The organism is Blautia stercoris (genome assembly GCF_054657695.1).
Map to the genome: position 1 here is coordinate 1,352,208 of NZ_BAAHYF010000001.1, position 22,167 is coordinate 1,374,374.

The window sequence follows — 22,167 nt, forward strand, 5'->3', positions numbered from 1 at the left end:
TCTCCTTTACATTATTTAAAAAAACCTGTCGATATGCCTACTCCTCTTCTTTTGATTCTTCCATATTTTTTATTCTTTTATGTATCTGTTCACAGGAAACTTTATAAAATTTCTCCTGCAGTTCTCTCGGATACTTGCTTCCAAGCAGTGTAAACCAGTCCATCTCCTGCAAAGAATACACGTTTAACGTTCTTTCCTTGTAAGCAAACAGATAAATTTTATCTTGATACATCCACAAAAAAACCGGTGCTAATTCTATTTTTCTTTTATCTTTAAAATGAATCCTGATTTTATCCTGTTCTACAACACACTGCAATAAGTCCCACAGCATTTTCAGCATTGCATCCTCACTCACCCCTATATCCAGTTTTTTATATTCCTCTGCCATTTTTTCAAGAGACTGACGGCGGTTCAATTCCGTTGCTTTCACAATGCTGTCTACCATTCCCACATATTCTTCCCTTTGAAGTACCTGACATGTTTTTATCATTTCCAACAAAAAAGATGCTTCAATTGCAGTCAACGGTTTTATCATATCCGGTTTATCCAGATAATAATAATTTTCATTTCTTACATATTTCACTTCCTGCCCGGAAAATGATTCACTTAATGACATACGGATTTCAACAATGTCTCTGTCAAATGTTCGGGCACTGACTTCATTCTTCTTGCAATAAGATTTTTTATAAACTTTCCCTCCTCTCAGCAATTCCAACTGCGTAGAAAGTATTCGCATAGCCTTATCTGTTCTCGCCATTTTTCTACTCCTCCATCGCTATTATCATAGCAATGGAGGACGTCATATTTTGTCGTACCTATTTATTTTTTTATTATAAAAAACAAAAAGAACCGCAATAATAAGCAGCCCTTTTTCAATCATTTTTATGAGAAAGCAATTTCCTGTAAATCAAAAATGGATAAAAATCCAGCCTGTCTCTGCCAAATTTCTATCCATTTTCTGAATATTTATTTTTCTATTTGATTTTTCATAAATTCAAGCACTTCATCCACTAACTTGTCTCTGTTTTCTTCTGTAATAAAAAAGCATTTGCAGTTTGGATGATTTCGCACTTGATTTAAAAAAGGGATTTCTTTATCTTTTACTGCTGCAAGAATCGGAATGTCTCCGTCAAGTCGTTTTAACACTGCATCACAAAATGCCTTTTCTTTTGACTCCATGAATCCAATCTCATCAAAGCAAAGAATTGTTCCCTCGGGTACTGGCTGTAACAGCTTGTCTGCATAACGATTAAATGCATCGCTGATTCTTTGTGTTTTCTGGTTTTTGCAATATCCCAACAGATTTTCTTCGGAATAATGCCACGGTGCTCCTATCGTATGAATATAAATGGGAGAGCCCAGCGTTTCATCCTCCATTTTTGATTCTTTTTTTGTCTCAAAACCTGCTACCGAACAATTCAAAGTTTCTATTACTTTACGGATTAACGTACTTTTTCCAACTCTGCGTGGTCCGACAATTAACGCATGTTTTCTCATAGCTTTTACACTTCCTTCTTCCATACAGATTTTCTACTGTACCCCTGTCATCTTCCATACTCCAAGAAGAATCAACAAGAAAATAACATTTGAGATTGTAAAAATCAAAAAATACTTTCCTTTTCGTTCTGTTTCTTCCTGTGCAATCTGACGATAAGAAATCAAACTGGCCATTGATGCAATTAATGTACCAAGGCCACCCAAATTCGTTCCGATAATCAGAAGGGAAATTTTATTGGTAAATCCGGATAATAAAAGTGCAGTCGGAACATTGCTGATAATCTGACTTGCAAGCACTGCCACAATTACCTCCCGTCCTTCTATAATCTGATTTAGCCATAGTGAAAAAGCAGAAATTCTTCCTGCATTTCCAATAAAAATAAAAAATGCAACAAACGTAAGTAATAACGAATAATCTACTCGTTTCAAACTTTTTCTGTCCCATAGAAAGATAAGAAGCAACACAATCAAAAAAGAAATTCGATAATCCATGATATGTAGGACTGCAAGCAGACAGATTCCAAATAATATCAGATAAACTCTTATTTTCTTCCAGTTACAAAATACTTGCTCTTCTGACTTCCACTCCATTTGAATTACTTTTTTCTTTTCTTTCACACAAAGCAAAAAACTCCAAATACAAAGAAGCGCCAGCGCAGTTAAGGTATAAGGCAGCATTAATAGAAGAAACCTTCCAAATGACAGCCCGCTTTTTCCATATAAGTAAAGATTCTGCGGGTTTCCAAGGGGAGTCAGCATACTTCCAAGATTTGCTGCGATCGTCTGAATACAGACTACCCATAAAACTTGTTTTTTTCGGTAGGATTCTCCCAGCAAATTAAATACCACAAAAGTAAATGGTACAAAGGTAATCAACGCCACATCATTTGTAATCAGCATGCTTCCAAAAAAAGTAAGAAGCACTAAAGTTAAAATGACCTGCCAAAGATATTTTGTTTTTTCCAGCATCTTACGCCCCACAAAATCAAAGGCTCCATGCAACTTTAATCCTGCCATAACACTCATAAGAGAAAACAAAATTGCTAAGGTCCGAAAATCAATATACTGTATATATTTCTTGTCCGGATGAATCAAAAAAGAAGAAATTACAGCCAGCACAAAAGCAACACAAAGCACTACTTCTTTTTTTAAGAATTTACAGATGCGAACTCTTAAATCCAACTATCATCCCCTCCGGTAATTGCAAGACTTAAAAGTGCATCCATTTTTTCTACTTCTTCTGGTCCTTCAATTTTTTCCAGTAAGACAGCAGTGTCTAAAACATCTTCCAAGCTTTCATCCGGTCCGATTTCATAGTCGATTTCTGCCTCACATTCCGGACACGGAATCTTTTCCATCGTTTGAAGAGAAAGAAAACGATTTCCACATTTTTTACATTCATAAAATCCACATTCTTTTGTTCCATCTGGCACATAATACATTGTCTTTTCCCTCTTGCTTTCTTAATAATTTCCCCTTATTCCAATACATCAATCGCCAGATTATTTAATTTACAAAGCGTATTTACCACCGCAAATATAATCACTGCACCAAGATTTGCAGTCGTATTATCCTGGTCAAATCTCGGAGAGATTTCACAGATATCAAATCCTCTGACTCTGCGGGTTCTCAAAATATGTTTGATAATCGGAAGCACCACTTCAGGGTCCAATCCCAGTGACTGTGTTGCACTGACTCCTGGTGCAAAAGCGGAAGAAAATACATCGGTACATACAGTAATATATGCTGAACTGCACTGATATAAAAAGGTATCCACTTTATCTAATATCGTTGCATAATTGGAATTTTGGATTTCCTTTGCAAGAATATATTCTGTTCCGATTTCTTTTGCAAATTTAAATAAACTGACAGTATTACTATGTTCCTGTATCCCCAACGGAAGATAATGATACTGCACATTTTCCTTTTTGTAAATATCTGCAATCTGGCGAAACATTGAACCGGATGACGGACCATTTTCATAAGGTCTTAAATCAAAATGCGCATCAAAATTAATGATTCCCATATCAAGAGGCGTTTCTTTCTTTTTCATATCTGCCAGATGCCCCTGAAAATGACCAAAAGTTGTTTCGTGACCGCCTCCAAGCACAATCGGAAATAAAGCTAAATCCAAAATTTTCTCCACTGCCATGCCAAGCAGTTTCTGTCCCTCTTCCATTGAGATCTCATCACATAAAATATTTCCGGCATCATATAATTTGACATCCTGTAAAAAAGTACATGGAAGATTTGACATCTGTGCACGGATAAAATCCGGTGCAAGCGCAGTTCCGACACGACCTTTGTTACGCTTTACTCCCTGCTCACTGCAAAAACCGATAAAAGCAAAACCCAGTTCACACTCCGGCTTTTCCGTCTGTATATTCAAATCCAACGGCTGTACCCACTGATGCCAGCGAAATGCATCATAATCTGTTGTACTGTCAATACGTCCCTTCCAGCAATCCATTGCACTTACATAGTTTGTTAATCCCATCTCAAAATACCTTCTTCCTATTTTAAAATGAACGTACTACAGGCATATCATTCTCCATGTCTGATATGCCTGTTTATTTTCTTTTACTTGTTCTATTTTACGATGCAAGAGTCAAAATTTCATCGAATTTTCTGATAAATTTATCTAATCAAAAAATTTTCCTAACGATAGCAATTCTTACAAGCACTATATCCACTTGCTTCTGCCTCTGATTTTGTCAATTCTCTTGCTGTATCTGGATTCATATTTCCACAGTTTGGTTTATTATGATATTTTTGTCCAGTTGCTGGAATCCATACCATTTCAGTGCTTGGTGTAGAATTATCCACTGCCGGAGCAGAGGATTCCACTGCCTGTGTTGCTGTATTTGTATTGGCACTGCTTTGTGCACTTGCAAGCTGAGACTGAAGGGAGCTGTTTTGTGATTGTAAATCCTCATTTTGTTTCTTTAAATCGTCACTCTGTTTTTTCAGTTCTTCATTCTGCTTATTTGCTGCATCATTTTTTGTTTTTAAATCATTATACTGTTTTTCAAGTTCCTTCTGTTTCTGAGTCAAGCTGTCTATCTGACTTTTCTGGTCTTCCTGCGCCTTTACCTGTTCAGAAAGTGAATCATAATCCGCTTGAAGCTTGTCCAATTTTGCCTGTAAATCTTCATTTTGTTTTTTGATTTCATCATTTGATTTAGTTGCTTCGTTATATGATTTTTCCCATTTTTCAGCATTTGTGGCATTACCCGAATTGCCTACAGCTGCCAAAAAGAAAAATACCGCAAGAACTCCTAATACAATATTCCATTTTTTCGGAGTCATAAATTTCTTTTTCTCTTTCTTTCCTAAAACAACCTCATCCTGCTTCTTTTTCCCTAATTTAAACTTTTTCTTTTCCATTGTTTTCTTTGTTCCCCACTCTTTTTTCTATTTACTCTCTCGAATATTCCTCAATCGCTTTATCTAATATCTGCATTTCTTCTGCACTTAATTCCCAGTCGAATACTTTGCAGTTTGCCTCTATCTTATCACGGCTCTGTGAACCTGTGATGCAGGAAGAAATAAATTCTTTTTTCAAGGTCCAGTTTAATGCAATCTGTGCAAGCGGTACATTTCTCTCTTTACTGATTTTATCCATGACAGATAACAATTTCATCGCTTTTGAGAATAATGGTTCTCTGAAATATGGATAGAATCTATTTCGATTATCGTTTGCTTCATACGTTTTTAACTCACGATATTTTCCGGTTAAAATTCCACCACCTAATGTTCCATAAGTCATAACTCCCATGTCCTGTGCATGCGCCCAGCGGATTAATTCTTCATTATCCCGGTCTACCATGGAAAACTGTGGCTGATAGGCTTCGATTTCACAATATTTGTTTGCTTCTTCCATCTGTTCCTTTGTAAAATTAGAAACTCCGGCATGTAAAATCTTTCCCTGTTTTTTTAACTGATTTAATGCGTCCATTGTCTCTTCCATTGGAACATTCGGGTCTGGCCAGTGTACCAGATAAACATCAATATAGTCTGTCTTTAAATTCTGCAAAGACTCATCACACTCTCTTAAGATTTTATCAGCTGAACCACAACGGACATATTTCCCATCAATAAATTCATTTCCACATTTCGTAGAAATCACAACTTCTTTTCTCGCACCTAATTTATGCAGAGTTTCTCCTACATACTGTTCTGCTTTTCCTGCATTGTAGGCTGGTGCTGTGTCGATAAAATTAATACCACAATCTAAAGCTGCTTTAATTGCATCCATACGGCTCTCATCTGAGTAATTGTCCCATCCGGCACCACCAATGCCCCATGTGCCAAGACACATCTTAGAAACTTCAATTCCTGTTTTACCAAATTTCGTATACTTCATTGGATTTGTCCCCCCTGTTCTTTACTTTTCTTTGTAAAATTACTTTACTCTTAATCCGGCGGATATTCGCAATTTGCTCCGCTACTTGCTCATAACCGAATTACTCTGCTTCTTTTGTTAATTCGTCAATCAGCTCAATTGCTTCAAAAATCATATTATCACAGTGCGGTTTCTTTGCTCCGCCTTTCTGTGCATTGGCTCTTAAAAGTTCCGCACAGTCTGTCATTCCATCATGCTTTTCAGCAATTCGTCTGCGGAATTCATTTACCGCAAATGGAGATTCGATTCCCTTTGCTCCAAGTATCATAAATCCTGCTGTGATTGCCCCACAGGTGCTTCCGCATTTCATTCCGCCACCAAAATTGCCGGCAATTCCTGCTGCAAGATTTTCATCCAAACCAAGCTCCTCAGCATAAACCCGAAGGATGGTCTGAGAACAATTGTTGACCATTGGAGTTGCATTTCTAAGCTGTATTGCTTTTTCTATGTGTTTGTTCATTGTAAAGCCTCTTTTCTTAAGTATTTTGTATTCTTACTTCTTTTATTTTACTCAAAAATTCATTGGAGGGAATATATAAATTTTCTAATATTGGATTTAAATCAATATATTCCTCCTCGTATTCATTATTATGACTATATTTTGCCATCACAACAAGGTATCCATTATCCCATTCTTTAACAGAAATATAATGTTCTAAGGAATACGGTGCTTTAAATCTTATTCTATAATTTTCAAACTCAAAAACCGTATAACCCTCTTCATTACTTAATGTGGCATAATCCATAATGAATTTCCTTTCTTTTATCCTTTTCTATTTAGAATTTCATACTCCATAACGATGATAAAATAAATCTTGAATCACACGGCATTTTTTGTAATATACTGCCAATTATTATTGTGGCAGATAAACTTCAAACTTGCAATATTTACCCGCTTATAAGATTTATTCGGTAAAACAATGTATTCACCATCTACGCCCTTGACATAAGCTCCACTATTGGTAAATCCAGTAATATATCCGCTCTTTCCAAATACACTCACCTTATCATTCAGATAGAATCCACGATAATATGGAGTATTTTTGCTATTACGCTTTTGTATACGATTCGGTTCTTTTCTTCCCTTACGAGGCACTCCTTCGTGTAGTGAACGTTTTTTCTTACGAAATTGCCTAATAAGAAGCCATTCATGAAAATTCTCAGAAATAGTAGAAACTCCACTAATAACAATTGCATCATTATAATGCGTTTTTTCTAAACCAATATTTTTACGTTTAATAGTAGTTTCAAAACCATATGTAATAAGAGCCTGTGGATATTGATTAAGAATTTGTTGTCTAAGTACATTCATAAATGGTGGTGCTTTATACTGCTTAACTTTTTTGTGTTCCTTCTGCCATTTATAAAAGATTCCTCCATTCTTATGATTCGTACTGGTATGACACTCTTTACAAACCGTGATTTGATTATCAACACGATTCGTACCACCATTTGATACATAAATAATATGATGTGTTTGTAATGGCTTATTCCTTTCTCCACATACCTGACATGTATAGTTATCTCTTGCAAAAATAAAATATCGTTCTCCTTGATATCCATAAGTTTGACCTTGCGAATAATCAACACTATGAACCTCTGGATTAATCATCTTAGCAATATCAAATTTGCCAACTTCAATATGAAGAATTGATTCTGGTATAAAAGAACATAGTTTATCAATCCATTTAAATGTATGATTAATACGATTTTGTAAACTAGGCGGAAGCCATTTGCCAAACCGTTTACGATTCAAAAATCTACATCTACGATATCGAGTCTTACGATTTCGCCTACTTCTGCGATAGATTCGTTTTGTATCAATTTTTGATTTTACATCCTGACGAAGCTCTACTTCGCCCTTAAATAAAACCTTATTTTCAGAGGTCACAGCAAGACCAATATACTTAGAACCAGTATCGATTCCAACATGACATTCCTGCTTAGTCTCACCAGTTGCATACTTTAACTGAATAGTAAATGGATTATACTTATAAATTTTTGCTTTGCCTGCTTTCAATAAAAGGCGGGCTTTTCTTTGCGTACACGGCATTAAAGGTTCGCCTCGCATATTAAATACAAATACTCGCATAATATGTACCTTTTGCAGATACCCTCAGGTTCTGCACCTTTCTATTTAAGAAAGTTTGTTACCCTTCGCCAATGTTAGAACTGCTTCCCGTAATCGGAGACTTCAGGTTGACTACTCCTACCTCACAGAGTTGTTTACAGAGCCTGCACAGAGCTGCAAACTAGGGTATCATTTGCAGGTGTGATAACAGAAATAACGTAGTGTTTAAGGCACTTAGGCTAGTCAACTTAAACTTTTATAAGTTCTAACCTCTTTAAAACATTAATTCTAGGTCAAAGGCAGCTGACTACATCTCATGTTACTACTATTATTTTAAATTATTTTCTAAAATTTTACCACTCTTTTAAATCGTTTATCTTTCTCCTGTAAGAAAACTTTATCCCCTCTTATGTTCTTTACTTTTTTAATCCCGTTTCCATTCTTAAAATTTACTCATATTCCCGAAACTGTACGAATGAAAAACTAGAAATTTTCTTTACATTATCTCCTACCTTTCGTTCCACAGATTTTCTCTCACTACAAGCCGCAACTACCTTTACTCCAAATTTTTTCAGTGCCGAAATTACTCCATAAGCAACACAAAACTCACCCTGACATAACACACAAGACGGATTTAAATTCATAATCTTTGCCACATACTATTCACAAATTTTATAAATTTCTTCCTCATTTGAATACGGATTAACTGCTGGAAATGGAATATCTATCACCTCACCATATTCCATTGCTGCATTTAACTGTGTTTTTCCCCATGCCTCACTTGGATGATTTGAAAAATTAATAAACATACTTTGTTTCTCCTTATTTAATACAGTAAATCTTCCTACTGCATTCTATAAACACCTAGATTATTTATATATCTCTATTATGCCACTTTTATCTTTCAAATACGAGGATTCCTTTACTTTTTTAGTTCTCCTTATAAAATAAAAAAAGCCTTGGAACTATCTTTTCATTCCAAAGCTTTCTTTCTCTTTCATTATTCTTTCATTATTTCAGTACTTTCTTCACAACCTCCAACAGCCTTTCCAAATCAATCGGTTTTGATACATGTTCATTCATTCCTGCCTCCAGTGCTTTTTGTCTATCCTCTTCAAATGCATTTGCTGTTATTGCCACAATTGGAATATTAGCTGTTTCTGGATTTTCTAGCTTTCGGATTTGGCGGGTTGCTTCGTATCCATCCATAATCGGCATTTGAATATCCATCAAAATCAAATCATACTGACCTGGTTTTGCAGTTCTCATTTTTTCTACCGCTATTGTTCCATCTTCTGCTGTATCTAAAATAAAACCAGCTTCTTTTAACAGTTCTACCGCAATTTCCCGATTTAATTCATTATCTTCTACCAAGAGAATCTTCTTGTTTTTAAATGGATTTTCTAAACTTTCTTCTTTCAAATTTTCTTGTTTTGCCTTTTCCTTTTCTGAAAATGTTTCCATCTGTTCTGGTCTTGAAAGTGCCCGCATTTCATTTGCTACAGGTTGACTGCTGACTTTAAATTTCAAGATAACTATAACTTCTGTCCCTTTCCCCTGTCTGCTTTTTACCGCAATAGTACCACCCATCCTGTCTACAATCTTTTTTACAATCGCCATTCCAAGTCCCATTCCTTCAATCCCGCTAACTGTAGAGGTCTGTTCTCTGGTAAACGGTTCAAATATATGTGCTATAAATTCTTCACTCATACCAATTCCGGTATCTTTTACACGAAATTCATATTTTGCAAATCCCGGCTCTTGTCCTTTTAATTCCTGAATTTGAAAATAAATTTTTCCTCCAGGTCTTGTATACTTTACTGCATTTTCCAAGATATTTAATAATACCTGATTTAATCTAAGTTTATCCGTAATAACATTTTTATGCACCATATTTTTGGTATCTGCACAAAATTTCAGCTGTTTCGCAGAACTATCTGTCTGAATAATTGCTTTTAAATTTTCCAGCACATCCGGTAAATACACTGGTGCGTGTTCAAGCTTTAATGTTCCGCTTTCAATATGACTCATATCCAGAACATCATTTATTAATAACAGTAAATGGTTGCTTGCTGTCTCTATTTTCGATAGATATTTTTTTACCTCCTGCGCTTCATTAACATGGGCAGATGCAAGCGCCGTATATCCGATAATCACATTTAATGGTGTTCTTATATCATGTGAAATACTGTTTAAAAAAATAGTTTCTGCACGATTGAACTGATTTTCTTTTGTTTCTTTTTCGACTTTGTTTTCTAATTGATTTTGAGTTTTCTTTTCTGAAGGATTTTGTTTCCAAGACTTCATTCTTTTCTTCTTTCTACTCACTTTCAATTATTCTTTTTTCTATCTTATTTTTCCTACAATCATACCATATCGAACTGTCTTTTCTTGTAAAAAAAGGACTCTAACCGAAAATTTTTTTCAGCTAAAGTCCTTTTTATTTTTACCCTATTTTCTATAAATATATCTCAGACGGCATCTGCCACCATTTCTTAATCTATTTCATTCCATATTTCTCTAAATCGACTTTTCCATCCACGACTTCAACTCCATCTTCTCTTAAAAGTTCTTCCTGTGCTTTTCCTCCTCCAAATGCAAATGCGCCCGCAAGTTCGCCTTTGGAATTCACCACTCGAAAACATGGAATATGAAGCGGGTCAGGATTTTTATGTAAGGCATTTCCCACAGCTCTTGACATTCTCGGATTTCCGGCCATCTCTGCAATCTGTCCATACGTTGCCACATGTCCTTTAGGAATTTTTTTCACTGCTTCGTAAATTCGTTTTGTCGGACTGTCCGTTACCAAATCATAACTTTCTGCAATCATACGCTTTACATCTTCATCCGGAATACTACCATCTAAAATAATCGTATTCCAATGTTCTTTGTTTTGATGATATCCCGGAATTACAGACTCATAAGTGCTTCTCCAGAAATCACGCCACTCCGGGTCTGCTTTTACATTTAAATTCAAAAAACCATCTTTCTCATAAGTCCACAAAAATGCTTTTTTGCTTTGCTTTACCCGTACAAGCTGCCAGTTTGTATCAGAAAACGGCGTATCCACATAAGTATCCGCAAATGTTAATCCATAAGCTAAAATCTCTTCTCGTGTTTTCATCTTAATCACCTCTAAATTAATGTGTCAAATCCTTCACCCATTTATATTTTCTAAAATGCAAAAATACCCACGGAAGTTTCCCAACTTCGTCAATACAGGTACACGCATACACAACTACGACTGGCCAGTGAAAATAGTAAGTACCAAGTGCAGCAAGCGGAATTGCAAGGCACCACATGCATACTGCAAGACTGTACATATCAAACATCGTGTCTCCACCTGCTCCAAAGATTCCATTAATCGTGACATCATTGACCGAACGCCCTATCATGTAAAAGGCAATCACTCCAAACATACCTTTTAAATATCCTGCTGCCTGTGGAGTCAGATTCACGAAATGCAGAATAATCGGTGCAGTCACCAACATCAAAAGGGAAGCCATCACACCACAGACCAGTGAAATTTTTAATAAACGGATTCCATATAATTTTCCTCGTTTTAAATTTCCGGCTCCCAGTTCATTTCCAACCATAATTCCTGCTGCACTTGAAATACCCGCACTAAAACAGCAGATAATATCACGCACAACCGCAGCCACAGAGTTTGCTGCTGCCGCATTAACACCCAGATGTCCCATAAAGGATGAATAAGACGTAAATCCAATCCCCCAGAACAAACACGCACCAAGAAGCGGCAGGGCACATTTTTGAAAATCTTTTGCAAGCTGTTTATTTCGATAAAACAACCGCTTCATATCCGGATGAATGTAGCCGTCTTTATAAGAAATCACAATCGAACAGCCCAGTTCTAAAATACGTGCCACTAAGGTCGCAAGTGCTGCACCTTTTACTCCCATTGCTTCTAAGCCAAATGCACCATAGATAAATATCCAGTTTAAAATAATATTTACACAAACGGTAAATGAACTGATAATTGCCGTTGTCTTTGCATGTTCACTTGTTTTCATAATGACAAGATAACACTGCGAAATTCCGGTTAACAGATAAGAACAACCTGCAATTTTCAGATAGCTCACACCATACCCAATCAGTACAGATTCATTCGTAAAAACCAACATCAGATACTTTCCAAAGAATACACATCCAATAAAAAATATAACGGATACCATGCCACAAAGCCGAAGTGCCATACAGAAAATATCATCTAAGGTTTTGATATCTCCCTTTCCCCAGTACTGTGCCCCCAAAATTCCAAGACTTGCTGTTGCTGCTGCCAGAAACATGTTTTGGATAAACTGAATCTGTGTTGCCAGTGAAACCGCAGACATATAATTCTGGTTCATTCCCCCAAGCATAAACGCATCGGCTACTGCGACCATTGCAAGCATCAGGTTTTGCAGTACAATTGGAATCATCAGACTCCATAGTTTTCTGTAAAAAATACTGTCTTTTTCTAGTTTCATTTTAAATTCCCTTCTTAAATTTTTGATACGATTTCAACTCGCATTATAGCAAAAATTCAGACAAAAAAACACCGTGAAAAATGGCTTTTATCCCCTTTCCACGATGAATGGTATTTGTTTCTAGCTATCATATTTTCTGGTATGATTTATTCCTCAGATTCTTCTTCCAGTTTTTTCACTCTCTTTTTATAGACTCCAGAAAATACTGTTAATCCGGCAAAGCACAAACCACCTACACAAAGAAACATAATGCTTCCTGTCGCAACAGCCCCTGCAAATTTATGATAGTTGCGGTAAGAAATGATGAACCAGGCAATTCCGGTCAGAATACCTGCAATCAAACTGGCAATCGTATTTGTTTTCAGTGTCGGTTTTAATCTTCTGTCCCAGATACCATTTTTAATACAAGCGGTCAAAAGATAGACACATAAACTCATAAACACAATCCATTCCCCTGCAAGATTTTTTGCATCGTTATTTCCTAAAAGCAGCTGCACCAACATCACAGCTAACAATCCCCAAAAAGCAAACCAGCATCCATTATGTTCAATTTTAAGAAGCTTTAATTCCTGTCTTTCATCCAGATTACTTTTATTCTTCTTCATAATCCTCATCCTCCCAAAACAAATCATCTAAACCTTTTTCTAACACACGGCAGATTTTTCGACATAATTTAATCGTCGGATTGTATTCTCCTTTTTCAATGGCATTTATCGTCTGCCTTGAAACCCCAACTGCTTCCGCTAATGCTTTTTGTGTCATATCTTTTTCTGCTCTTGCTACTTTAATAGCAATATTCTTTGACACGTGTAATTCACCTCCGGCTTTTCTTTTCTCTAAGGTATCATTTATCCGATAAAAAGTCAAGTATATTTTATTTTTAGTAAACTATAAACGAACTAATAGATAATATGACAACAAAAAGTACCGGATAAAAAAGGAGCTTTTGTCCTTCTTTTCCGGTACTTTTTTCGTCTATTTTAAAATATTAGATTCTAAAATTTTTGCTAATTGCTAATATTTTAATAAAAATTTATAATTTTAAATATCCCTATCGTTTTTTATTTTCCAAATCTTATATTCTTTACTGTTCTTTTTTCAATTGAAAGATTTTCATAGGTACGAATTCCTCCATTTCCCTGAGGTGCTTGTGCCAGTAATCCCACTTTAATTTTTTTCTGTCCTGACAGGTTAAAAAATCTGGTCATATAATAAGTTTCTCCATCTTCGGAATAATGAAAAGCATAAGAATTATCTACTCTGCAAATCTGAAGCCAAACACTATTTCCAATCATATTACATCCATTCGCATCATCAGACATACCATTTTTAGTGACCACACTAACTGCCGCATGAGTATCAAAATCTGTTTTTTCAAAACAGCTTTTTGCCCAATTCTCCATATCCTCCATTACCATCAGAGACGCAGAATCATAGGTATCTTTAAAATCATGGGACACTTTGACTCTTAATACAAAATCGCCTTCTACTTCTGTATAATAGAATGGAGCATTACTCAAAGATTCCGGTGTAATTCCCTCTTCTGACACTGCTCCATTATTGCAAAAGAAATCACTTTCTTTTGGTGCATATATCTTAATTTTATTTTCTTCAACTTCCATTTCACTTTTGTTTAACCAATTAAATTCCATATCATTCTCTCCTCTACAATTTGTAACAAACTTTAATTGAATTTCCATCTTCGTATAGAAAACATCCCTCATAATTCTGCATTTCATAACGTGGCTCATAATCAACAACAAATCCTGCATCTGCCAGCTTTATCATTAATTGATTCACTTTATTCTTGCTATCAACATATATGGAAAGGGTTTTCCCATATTGAGAGTTTTCTATTTTTACATTTGCATTCATAATATCAAACTTCATTTACTCACTCTCCTTCTTTTTCTTGAATTATATTATAAATTTCTTCTGATTTCATTGGTTTATTTTATATATTTATTGAACAATATCGCAAATAAAATAAGGACAGAGTTTTCTGGTTTTTTAACCATTTTCTCTGTCCTTATTATTTATTCTTTTACTATTTTTTCCAAATACTTCACCGGTACTTCTTTTGTAAGCCACACTCCGTTTTTTGATAAGAAGAACTCATATCCATCCTGATACATTTCTCTTGCCTTTACAGTATAAATCACTGGTTTTCCATGTCTGCTTCCAACTTTAACCGCAGTTTCTTTATCCTTTGATAAATGCACATACAATCTGCTTTTGCGAATCAGACCAATCTCATCAATCGAAGAAACATACTTTTCACCTGTTCCATGCCATAATTCCTCTGGAGGTTCTACCTTTTCTAATTCAACGTCCACTGGAATGGAATGACCCTGATTCGCCCGAATTAAAGTCTTGTCCTCATTAAAAGAATATCTCTCTTTCTCATCTGTCCGGACAATTTCTTCTAAAATATCCATATTGAATTCTCTTGTTTTTGAAATGCCCTCAATCAATTCATCCACATTCGCCCAGCCATGTTCATCCAGACTGATACCAATGGTTTCTGGCTTGTGGCGTAAAATCAGACTTAAAAAACAACTGGTTCTTGTTAAGTTCATATTATCATCACCTTATCCTTATATCGTTCTAAAATTTTCTTTATCTCAATCATATCATTTTTTTCATATATATCCGCCCATTTGATTAAATGAATAAGCGACCTTATCGTTTCTTTTTTTCCTTTTTCTAATCCAAGTTTTCTTTTCAAAAATCGTTTCACGATTCTATAAATATAAACTCGTCTTGGAACTTGCAATAAATAAATCTTATCTGCATCTGCAAAGCACTGTTTACACCATTTATAATAAACACCTTCTATAATCCATTGCTCATTTTCAAGAATATCTTCCAATATTTCCTGTCGTTCTTCTGCATTTCTTTTTACCCCATAAGAATCTGCTTTATTATCCCATTGCAGTTCATCTAAATCATAATGTGTAATACCATATTCTTTTGATAATTTGTCTGCCAGATAAGTTTTTCCAGAACCGCTTCCTCCTATAATATGGATTTTCATTGAAATCTCCCCATAAAGTTCCAATTTATCATTTTTGTTTCAAAAGCTTTTACTATTTTACCTTTTTCAAACATGCGACAGTTTCAACATGCACCGTCTGACAAAATTGGTCCACGCACACACATTTTTCAACTCGATATCCTCTCTGTAAGAACACTTCCAAATCTCTTGCCAAACTGGATGGTTTACAGGAAATATACACGATCTTATCCACTCCATACTGAATAATCTTTGGCAGTGCTTTTGGATGGATTCCATCTCTTGGCGGGTCAAGCACGATCGTATCTGGTTTTTCTTTGATCTCATCGATCACTTTTAATACATCGCCTGCGATAAAGTGGCAGTTTTCGATTCCATTTAAAGCTGCATTTGCTTTTGCTGCTTCAACTGCTTCTTCCACAATTTCCACACCAATTACCTCTTTTGCTACCGGTGCTAAAATCTGTGAAATCGTTCCGGTTCCGCTATATAAATCAAACACGGTCATATCTTTTGTACTTCCAAGGTATTCTCTTGCAGTATTGTAAAGTACTTCTGCACCGTAAGAATTTGGCTGAAAGAAAGAAAATGGCGTCACTTTGAATTTTAATCCTAAGATTTCTTCGTAGAAGTAATCCTGTCCATAAAGAATTCTCGTCTCATCGCTTCTTACCATATCGGATAATCCATCATTGATAATATGAAGAAATCCCACAATTTTTCCTTCCAAATCCAATGCAAGAAGTGCTTCTTTTAATGGTGTTAAATCCATTTCTTCCTGACTTGTAGTTACCAGATTGACTAAAATTTCTCCGGTTGTGTTGGCACGGCGTAACAGCAGATGGCGCAGATAGCCCACATGCTGCATTTTTTTATAAAAACTGGTCTTTCTTTCCTGAAAATATTCAAGGACACAACAAAGGATTTTTGTCATATCTTCATGTACCAATTTACAGTCACGGGCACTTAACACATCATAAGTACTGCCTTTTTTGTGCAGTCCAAGTGCAAGCGGTCCGTCCTTATATTCATCTCCGAAGGAAAATTCCATTTTGTTGCGGTAAGCAAATTCAAATGGACTTCCTTTGATTCCTTCAAATACATAATCCGGATTTCCGTTTTCGTCTACCTGTCCACCATTTTTTACTGCTGTATCTAAAAGTTCTTTTACCTGCTTTGCCTTCATCTTAAGCTGGTCTTCATAAGACATGGTCTGATACATACAGCCTCCACATGCCGGAAAAATGCTACAGACCGGTTCTCTTTTTTCAAGAGGAGATTTTTCTAATACTTCCAAAAGACGTCCCTCTAATTTTTTTCCACGTTTTTTATTTATCATAAAACGGACTTTCTGACCTGGGATTGCATTTTTTACAATAACCGTTTCTTCTCCAACTTTTACTTTTCCTTTATTTGGAAATTCAATTTTTTCTACTACGCCTTCATAAATTTCACCTTTTTTCAAATGTTCGACCTCCATATCTGATGCTATTTATTCTTCTTTATTTTCTATTTCATTCTTTCTAAAAAAGAAGCTCCGGTTTCCCGAAGCTTCTTTTTATTATTTTGTTACTCTTCGTCCTTATCTTCTTCGTGTTCTTCGTTTTCCTCATCATCCTCGAAGTAGTCATCGAAATCATCATCAAAGTCTTCTTCAAAATCTTCGAGATAATCCGGTGTGAAGAAACGATAAACCGCATAAGCAATTCCTGCAACTACAGATACAGCTCCAACAATTGCGAGAATCCATAAAACTGTATTTTTATTTTTCTCCTCTTCCCTTTTCTGCAATGCTGCTACTAAATCTTCAATACGATTCATAATACTACACCTTCCTCTCTTGCACAGAAACTTACTTTCTGGCAATTTTAAGTCCGTTACTTTGGCTGTTTCCATTATTATATCACGCTTATGTAGATTTTACTATCTTTTCTTTCTTCTTTCCTTGTATTTGTACTTTTATCTTTTGCATTGTCAAGTGGATATTCGCAATCCGCTTCGCTACTTGCTCATAACCAAATAGCTGCTACGCAGCTTATCAGAAGGGGCTTACCCCCTCCTGATACAAGCAAGTCCCCACCCCTGCTTATTGCTTTTCGCAATTGAAGCAGGGGACTTACTTGATTTGGTTAAAATAATGTTATAATTTCTTTAATTTTGCAAAGGATGCAAACATCTTTTTTACGCCTGCTTTTTCAAAAGCTACCGTTACTTCGTAATCTCTTCCACCATCAACAATGGATTTTACCACACCAGTTCCAAATTTGATATGTTTGACAGTATCTCCCACATCATAAGAAAGGCTGGATGCTTTTTTTACCTCAAATTTTTTCTGCATAAATGCCGGCTCTTTGATTGCTTTTTTCATCTGCTGGTAGCCTTTTGGAAGCGGAATTTCTTTTACTTTTCTTTCTTTGAAATTTCTTCCAAGGTCTACTAATTCCTTCGGAATTTCACGGATAAATCTGGACGGCTTATTATACTGGGTTTCTCCACGAATCATTCTCTGCTGTGCACAGGTCAGAGTCAAATCCTTCATCGCTCTTGTGATTCCAACATAACAAAGACGTCTTTCTTCTTCGATTTCAGTCGGGTCATCTGACACGATAGTCATGTAACTTGGGAATACGCCATCTTCCATTCCTGCCAGATATACATAAGGAAATTCCAAACCTTTTGCACTGTGAAGAGTCATTAGAAGTACACGGTTGTCATCTCCATCTACCGTGTCAATATCCGCAATCAATGCCACTTCTTCCAAGAAACCACTTAAGCTGATTTCTTCATTATTTGCTTCACATTCTTCTTCATAACTTACCACTTTTGTAATCAATTCATCAATATTTTCGATTCGAGATTCCGCTTCTTCTGTTTTTTCTGCCTGAAGTTCTGTCACATACCCGGTTTCGTCAATAATATCTTTCAATAATTCAGACGGACTGATATAGTCCAATTTACTTCTTAAACTCTGAATAAAGGTTACAAATGGTGTAATTTTAGATACTGCACGTCCAAGTGTTGTAATTTCATCTGCTCTTTGCAAAGCATCATAGAATCCAATTCCGTTCTGGTCTGCAAAATCCTGCACTTTAGAGAGACTTGCAGCACCAATTCCTCTCTTTGGCACGTTGATAATACGACGCACTGCAAGGTCATCTCTGGCATTATCTACGGTTTTTAAATAGGCCAGCAAATCTTTGATTTCCTTACGTGCATAGAAGTTTACGCCCCCTACCAGTCTGTATGGAATATTTGCCATCAAAAATTTTTCTTCAAACATACGGGACTGTGCGTTGGTTCGATATAGAATTGCGCAGTCTTTATATTCACATTCTCCCTCACGAACCCTTTTACTAATGTCTCCTGCGATATATTCTGCCTCTTCATAACCATTCATAAACTGGCGGTAATGCACGGGTTCACCGATTTCATTATCGGTCCAAAGCGTTTTTGCTTTTCTTCCAATATTATTGTGAATGACCTGATTGGCAGCCTCAAGGATTGTTTTTGTGGAACGATAATTCTGCTCCAGTTTAATTACTTTTGCTCTTGGAAATACCTTCTCAAATCCAAGAATATTTCCGATATTTGCACCACGGAACTTATAGATGGACTGATCGTCATCACCAACAACACATAAATTCTGATACTTGCCGGCTAAAAGGCTGACAAACTTAAATTGCGCTGTGTTCGTATCCTGATATTCGTCTACCATAATATACTTAAATCTTTCCTGATAAGAATCCAGCACATCTGGACAGCTCTGGAACAATTCAACAGTTTTTACAATCAAATCATCAAAGTCCAATGCATTGTTTTTCTTTAATTCTTTCTGATACTCTGTATACGCCATTGCAATTTTTTTCCGGCCGTAATCGTCCATCACACTTTTTTCGTATTCTTCCGGACCAACCAGATTATCCTTTGCAGAAGAAATTGCACCTAAAATCGCACGTTCTTTATAGATTTTCGTGTCAATATTCAGTTTTTTGCAGACTTCTTTCATCAGACTTTTCTGGTCATCGGTATCATAAATCGTAAAATTATTTTCATAGCCTAAGCGGTCAATGTACCTTCTTAAAATCCGCACACAGCTTGAGTGAAAGGTTGAAACCCAGATGCTTTCCGAGCCAAATCCCACAATCTTATCCACTCGTTCCCGCATTTCACCTGCTGCCTTATTAGTAAATGTAATCGCCATGATATTCCACGGATTAATTCCTTTTTCATCGATCAGATAGGCAATTCGATGGGTCAGCACACGGGTCTTTCCAGAACCGGCGCCTGCTAAAATTAAAACCGGACCTTCCGTCTGTAAGACAGCTTCTTTCTGTTCCGGATTTAAGGTATCATATATACTCATAAACCTGCACCTTCTTTAAAATTATTTTTCAGTGTCACCTGTTTCTACAATATACCATACTCCCCTTATCGGCTTCAAGCGTGAAAATTTTACAGAAATTCGTTTACAAATAGTTTTGAAAACTATATAATATAGCATAGAGGTGATAAAATGACAATTGACACAAAAGACATGCTCAATAGTATTCTTGAAAGCATTTCTCGTATTTCTTATATTAAACCTGAAGAAATTCCGGAAATTGATTTATATATGGATCAGGTAACGACATTTATGGAGAGTCATCTTTCTTCTTCAAGAAGACATGAAGGAGATAAAATTCTGACGAAAACCATGATTAACAACTATGCCAAAAATAACCTGTTACCGCCACCGGTCAAAAAGAAATATTCAAAAGAGCATCTTTTAATGCTTACTTTTATCTATTATTTAAAAAATATTTTATGTATCAATGATATCCAGACCCTGCTTGATCCGATTTCCGAAAATTATTTTTCCGGTGACGGCTCAATGGATATGACCGAACTTTATAATGAGATTATGAACTTAGAACTTAAGCAGATTGAGCCACTTGCCAAAGACGTAACCAAAAAATATAAACTTGCCTGCAGTTCTTTTGAGCACGCAACAGAAGAAGAACAGGATTTTCTCCGAAAATTCTCTTTCATCTGTATGCTCAGTTTTGACGTCTATGTTAAAAAACAGGTTATCGAAAAGATTATAGACGACATGGCAGATAACCAGCCCAAAGAGACGAAAAATAAGAATAAGAACAGTAAGAAATAATAAATTGTAAAAATTCTCAAAAAAATGGAGAGGTACACATTTTTATTTTTAAAAGGTCCTCTCCTGACTTTTTCTTTTCTGTTTTTATTCTTCTGTTTTTTCCGTCATTCTCTTAAATACCATTTCGTATCCGTCATTTCCATAGTTCAGACTTCTGTTTACACGGCTGATGGTTGCTGTGGAAGCACCTGTCTTTTCGGAAATATCAAGATAAGTTCTCTTATCTTTGAGCATCTTTGCTACCTCAAAACGCTGTGACAAAGACAAGATTTCATTGATTGTGCATACATCTTCAAAAAATGTATAACATTCCTCTCTATCTTTTAAACATAAAATCGCATCAAATAAAGAATCGACTGCTTCTGTATGAATTTTTTTACTCATAATTCTAACTCTCCTATCATAACGTATATTTTTGTCACCCCAATATGACTTCTCTTCTTCCTATATTAACACACTAAAATTTTAAAGTAAAGCAGTATTTTCAAAATTTACTTATTAAGAAATTTTTTCAGTTCTTCTACAGAACGGTTTATAATCAGTTCTTCCGGAAAATCTACTTCTTTTATTACTTTTTCAGCAAAGCAGTGACAGCCAACCAGAGCATCTGTATGTGCATCACTATCCACCACAACCGGAACTTCATATTTCTTACAATAGCAAAGCATGTCCTTTACATTCTCTTCCCCATTTTCTCTGGTACAGCGAGGGTCTAAAGAGTTATTATTCACTTCCAGAAGTACATGATGCTTCTTTGCTCCAAGTACCAGCTGTTCATAATCGACCGGAAATCTTCCATCGTCCGGATGCCCGATAATATTCACATAAGGATTTTCCATAACTTTTAAATAAGTCTGTGTATTTTCTTCTTTTGTACCAGACTTAAAGCAAGGTATATGCATACTTGCAATCACGATGTCCATTTTTTTTAAGAGATTTTCTTCCATATCTACTTCACCGTCTTGATTTAAGATATTAAGTTCCACACCAAACAGCATTTCTACCCCAAACATCTTTCGTTCCAGCATTTTTAAATTTGCAAAATAAAACGAATGACAGGTTCCCGGCATTTTCATTGCATGTTCTGTGATTCCCAACAACTCCAGCCCTTTTTCTGATGCAGACTGTGCCATTTCTTTAATCGTATTATAGGCATGTCCGCTTGCAATCGTATGTGTGTGCACATCCAGTACGTATTTCATGATACTCTCCTCCTGATTCAATTATGTATTCTCGGAGTCTTTATTCCTTCTCCTCTGTAAAATTTTTTCTTGCTAACAGGGCTTTTATTATACCGCTCTTATTTTTCAAAATCAAGTATGTTTTCCTATTACACTATAGCATTAGCATCGTAAAAACAACGCAAAAAAAGACAGCGTATAGAAAAAATTTTCTGTACACTGTCTCCTGCTGTAAAGCGGACATTCACAATCTGCTTAATGCTCTGCGCATTTGAAGCAGGAATGCTTATCTGCGGTAAAGCGGACATTCGCAATCCGCTTCGCTACTTGCTCATGAACGCAGTCGCTTCGCGTTCTGTCAGTG

General features: G+C 35.9%; 27 protein-coding genes. 1 reads left to right on the top strand and 26 read right to left on the bottom strand.

Annotated elements, in window-relative coordinates:
- Positions 1-37: 37 nt before the first annotated feature.
- The 24 genes from ACYQ2D_RS06495 to pcrA all read right to left on the bottom strand — a co-directional run bounded on the left by ACYQ2D_RS06495 (position 38) and on the right by pcrA (position 19,839).
- Positions 38-757 (bottom strand): WYL domain-containing transcriptional factor, encoded by a 720-nt coding sequence (locus tag ACYQ2D_RS06495; protein ID WP_459784943.1) that lies wholly within the window; start codon positions 755-757, stop codon positions 38-40.
- Between the two features lie 209 nt (positions 758-966).
- Positions 967-1,497, bottom strand: a complete 531-nt coding sequence (locus tag ACYQ2D_RS06500) for a nucleoside-triphosphatase (RefSeq protein ID WP_459784945.1) — start codon at positions 1,495-1,497, stop codon at positions 967-969.
- A gap of 33 nt (positions 1,498-1,530) precedes the next feature.
- Entirely contained in the window at positions 1,531-2,679 is a 1,149-nt protein-coding gene (locus ACYQ2D_RS06505) for an SLC13 family permease (RefSeq protein WP_459784947.1), read from the bottom strand.
- Positions 2,670-2,939, bottom strand: coding sequence for an FmdB family zinc ribbon protein (locus ACYQ2D_RS06510; protein WP_022304628.1), 270 nt, complete (start codon positions 2,937-2,939; stop codon positions 2,670-2,672). Before ACYQ2D_RS06510 ends, ACYQ2D_RS06505 begins: the two co-directional genes overlap by 10 nt.
- A 35-nt stretch (positions 2,940-2,974) precedes the next feature.
- On the bottom strand, positions 2,975-3,994 hold the full coding sequence (gene hutG, locus ACYQ2D_RS06515; protein ID WP_022304629.1) for a formimidoylglutamase: 1,020 nt from the start codon (positions 3,992-3,994) through the stop codon (positions 2,975-2,977).
- A 161-nt stretch (positions 3,995-4,155) separates the two neighbouring features.
- Positions 4,156-4,884, bottom strand: coding sequence for a hypothetical protein (locus ACYQ2D_RS06520; protein WP_459784949.1), 729 nt, complete (start codon positions 4,882-4,884; stop codon positions 4,156-4,158).
- 31 nt (positions 4,885-4,915) lie between these two features.
- A complete protein-coding gene (locus tag ACYQ2D_RS06525; protein ID WP_444139466.1) occupies positions 4,916-5,863 on the bottom strand; it encodes an aldo/keto reductase in 948 nt (315 codons plus the stop codon).
- Between the two features lie 100 nt (positions 5,864-5,963).
- Positions 5,964-6,362, bottom strand: a complete 399-nt coding sequence (locus ACYQ2D_RS06530) for a C-GCAxxG-C-C family protein (RefSeq protein WP_022304631.1) — start codon at positions 6,360-6,362, stop codon at positions 5,964-5,966.
- A gap of 16 nt (positions 6,363-6,378) precedes the next feature.
- Positions 6,379-6,648 (bottom strand): DUF7724 family protein, encoded by a 270-nt coding sequence (locus ACYQ2D_RS06535; protein WP_022304632.1) that lies wholly within the window; start codon positions 6,646-6,648, stop codon positions 6,379-6,381.
- Between the two features lie 74 nt (positions 6,649-6,722).
- The gene (gene iscB, locus ACYQ2D_RS06540; RefSeq protein ID WP_459784951.1) at positions 6,723-7,994 is read right to left on the bottom strand and encodes an RNA-guided endonuclease IscB; all 1,272 of its coding nucleotides are present in this window, start codon (positions 7,992-7,994) and stop codon (positions 6,723-6,725) included.
- A gap of 428 nt (positions 7,995-8,422) precedes the next feature.
- Complete coding sequence (locus ACYQ2D_RS06545) at positions 8,423-8,617, bottom strand: hypothetical protein (RefSeq protein ID WP_459784953.1); 195 nt, start codon at positions 8,615-8,617, stop codon at positions 8,423-8,425.
- Positions 8,618-8,632: 15 nt separating this feature from the next.
- Entirely contained in the window at positions 8,633-8,782 is a 150-nt protein-coding gene (locus tag ACYQ2D_RS06550) for a hypothetical protein (protein ID WP_459784955.1), read from the bottom strand.
- 202 nt (positions 8,783-8,984) lie between these two features.
- Entirely contained in the window at positions 8,985-10,280 is a 1,296-nt protein-coding gene (locus ACYQ2D_RS06555) for an ATP-binding response regulator (RefSeq protein ID WP_459784957.1), read from the bottom strand.
- A 193-nt stretch (positions 10,281-10,473) separates the two neighbouring features.
- Positions 10,474-11,097: a methylated-DNA--[protein]-cysteine S-methyltransferase gene (locus ACYQ2D_RS06560; RefSeq protein ID WP_459784958.1), complete on the bottom strand. Its 624-nt coding sequence runs from the start codon at positions 11,095-11,097 to the stop codon at positions 10,474-10,476.
- A 16-nt stretch (positions 11,098-11,113) separates the two neighbouring features.
- Positions 11,114-12,460, bottom strand: coding sequence for an MATE family efflux transporter (locus tag ACYQ2D_RS06565; RefSeq protein WP_118701076.1), 1,347 nt, complete (start codon positions 12,458-12,460; stop codon positions 11,114-11,116).
- Positions 12,461-12,606: 146 nt separating this feature from the next.
- Positions 12,607-13,065, bottom strand: coding sequence for a DUF6773 family protein (locus ACYQ2D_RS06570; RefSeq protein WP_117455097.1), 459 nt, complete (start codon positions 13,063-13,065; stop codon positions 12,607-12,609).
- On the bottom strand, positions 13,052-13,267 hold the full coding sequence (locus ACYQ2D_RS06575) for a helix-turn-helix transcriptional regulator (RefSeq protein ID WP_117455095.1): 216 nt from the start codon (positions 13,265-13,267) through the stop codon (positions 13,052-13,054). The genes ACYQ2D_RS06570 and ACYQ2D_RS06575 overlap by 14 nt, the downstream gene beginning before the upstream one ends.
- A gap of 254 nt (positions 13,268-13,521) precedes the next feature.
- Complete coding sequence (locus ACYQ2D_RS06580; protein WP_117455093.1) at positions 13,522-14,112, bottom strand: DUF1349 domain-containing protein; 591 nt, start codon at positions 14,110-14,112, stop codon at positions 13,522-13,524.
- A gap of 13 nt (positions 14,113-14,125) precedes the next feature.
- Positions 14,126-14,350: a VOC family protein gene (locus ACYQ2D_RS06585; RefSeq protein ID WP_243182647.1), complete on the bottom strand. Its 225-nt coding sequence runs from the start codon at positions 14,348-14,350 to the stop codon at positions 14,126-14,128.
- A 146-nt stretch (positions 14,351-14,496) separates the two neighbouring features.
- Positions 14,497-15,039: an RNA 2'-phosphotransferase gene (locus tag ACYQ2D_RS06590; protein ID WP_117455091.1), complete on the bottom strand. Its 543-nt coding sequence runs from the start codon at positions 15,037-15,039 to the stop codon at positions 14,497-14,499.
- Positions 15,036-15,497 carry an AAA family ATPase gene (locus tag ACYQ2D_RS06595; RefSeq protein ID WP_117455089.1) on the bottom strand — a complete coding sequence of 154 codons (462 nt, stop codon included), beginning with the start codon at positions 15,495-15,497 and terminating at the stop codon, positions 15,036-15,038. The genes ACYQ2D_RS06590 and ACYQ2D_RS06595 overlap by 4 nt, the downstream gene beginning before the upstream one ends.
- Before the next feature lie 52 nt (positions 15,498-15,549).
- The gene (gene rlmD / locus ACYQ2D_RS06600) at positions 15,550-16,941 is read right to left on the bottom strand and encodes a 23S rRNA (uracil(1939)-C(5))-methyltransferase RlmD (protein WP_118701077.1); all 1,392 of its coding nucleotides are present in this window, start codon (positions 16,939-16,941) and stop codon (positions 15,550-15,552) included.
- Between the two features lie 104 nt (positions 16,942-17,045).
- A complete protein-coding gene (locus tag ACYQ2D_RS06605; protein ID WP_022304646.1) occupies positions 17,046-17,297 on the bottom strand; it encodes a hypothetical protein in 252 nt (83 codons plus the stop codon).
- A gap of 319 nt (positions 17,298-17,616) precedes the next feature.
- A complete protein-coding gene (gene pcrA / locus ACYQ2D_RS06610; RefSeq protein WP_459784961.1) occupies positions 17,617-19,839 on the bottom strand; it encodes a DNA helicase PcrA in 2,223 nt (740 codons plus the stop codon).
- A 150-nt stretch (positions 19,840-19,989) separates the two neighbouring features.
- Between pcrA and ACYQ2D_RS06615 the strand changes: the two genes are divergently transcribed.
- Entirely contained in the window at positions 19,990-20,622 is a 633-nt protein-coding gene (locus tag ACYQ2D_RS06615; RefSeq protein ID WP_459784962.1) for a DUF1836 domain-containing protein, read from the top strand.
- Positions 20,623-20,706: 84 nt separating this feature from the next.
- Here the strand turns inward: ACYQ2D_RS06615 and ACYQ2D_RS06620 are convergent, their stop codons facing one another.
- Both ACYQ2D_RS06620 and ACYQ2D_RS06625 read right to left on the bottom strand, forming a co-directional pair.
- The gene (locus ACYQ2D_RS06620; RefSeq protein WP_459784963.1) at positions 20,707-21,006 is read right to left on the bottom strand and encodes a YerC/YecD family TrpR-related protein; all 300 of its coding nucleotides are present in this window, start codon (positions 21,004-21,006) and stop codon (positions 20,707-20,709) included.
- Positions 21,007-21,113: 107 nt separating this feature from the next.
- On the bottom strand, positions 21,114-21,824 hold the full coding sequence (locus ACYQ2D_RS06625; protein WP_022304650.1) for a phosphatase: 711 nt from the start codon (positions 21,822-21,824) through the stop codon (positions 21,114-21,116).
- Positions 21,825-22,167: the final 343 nt, after the last annotated feature.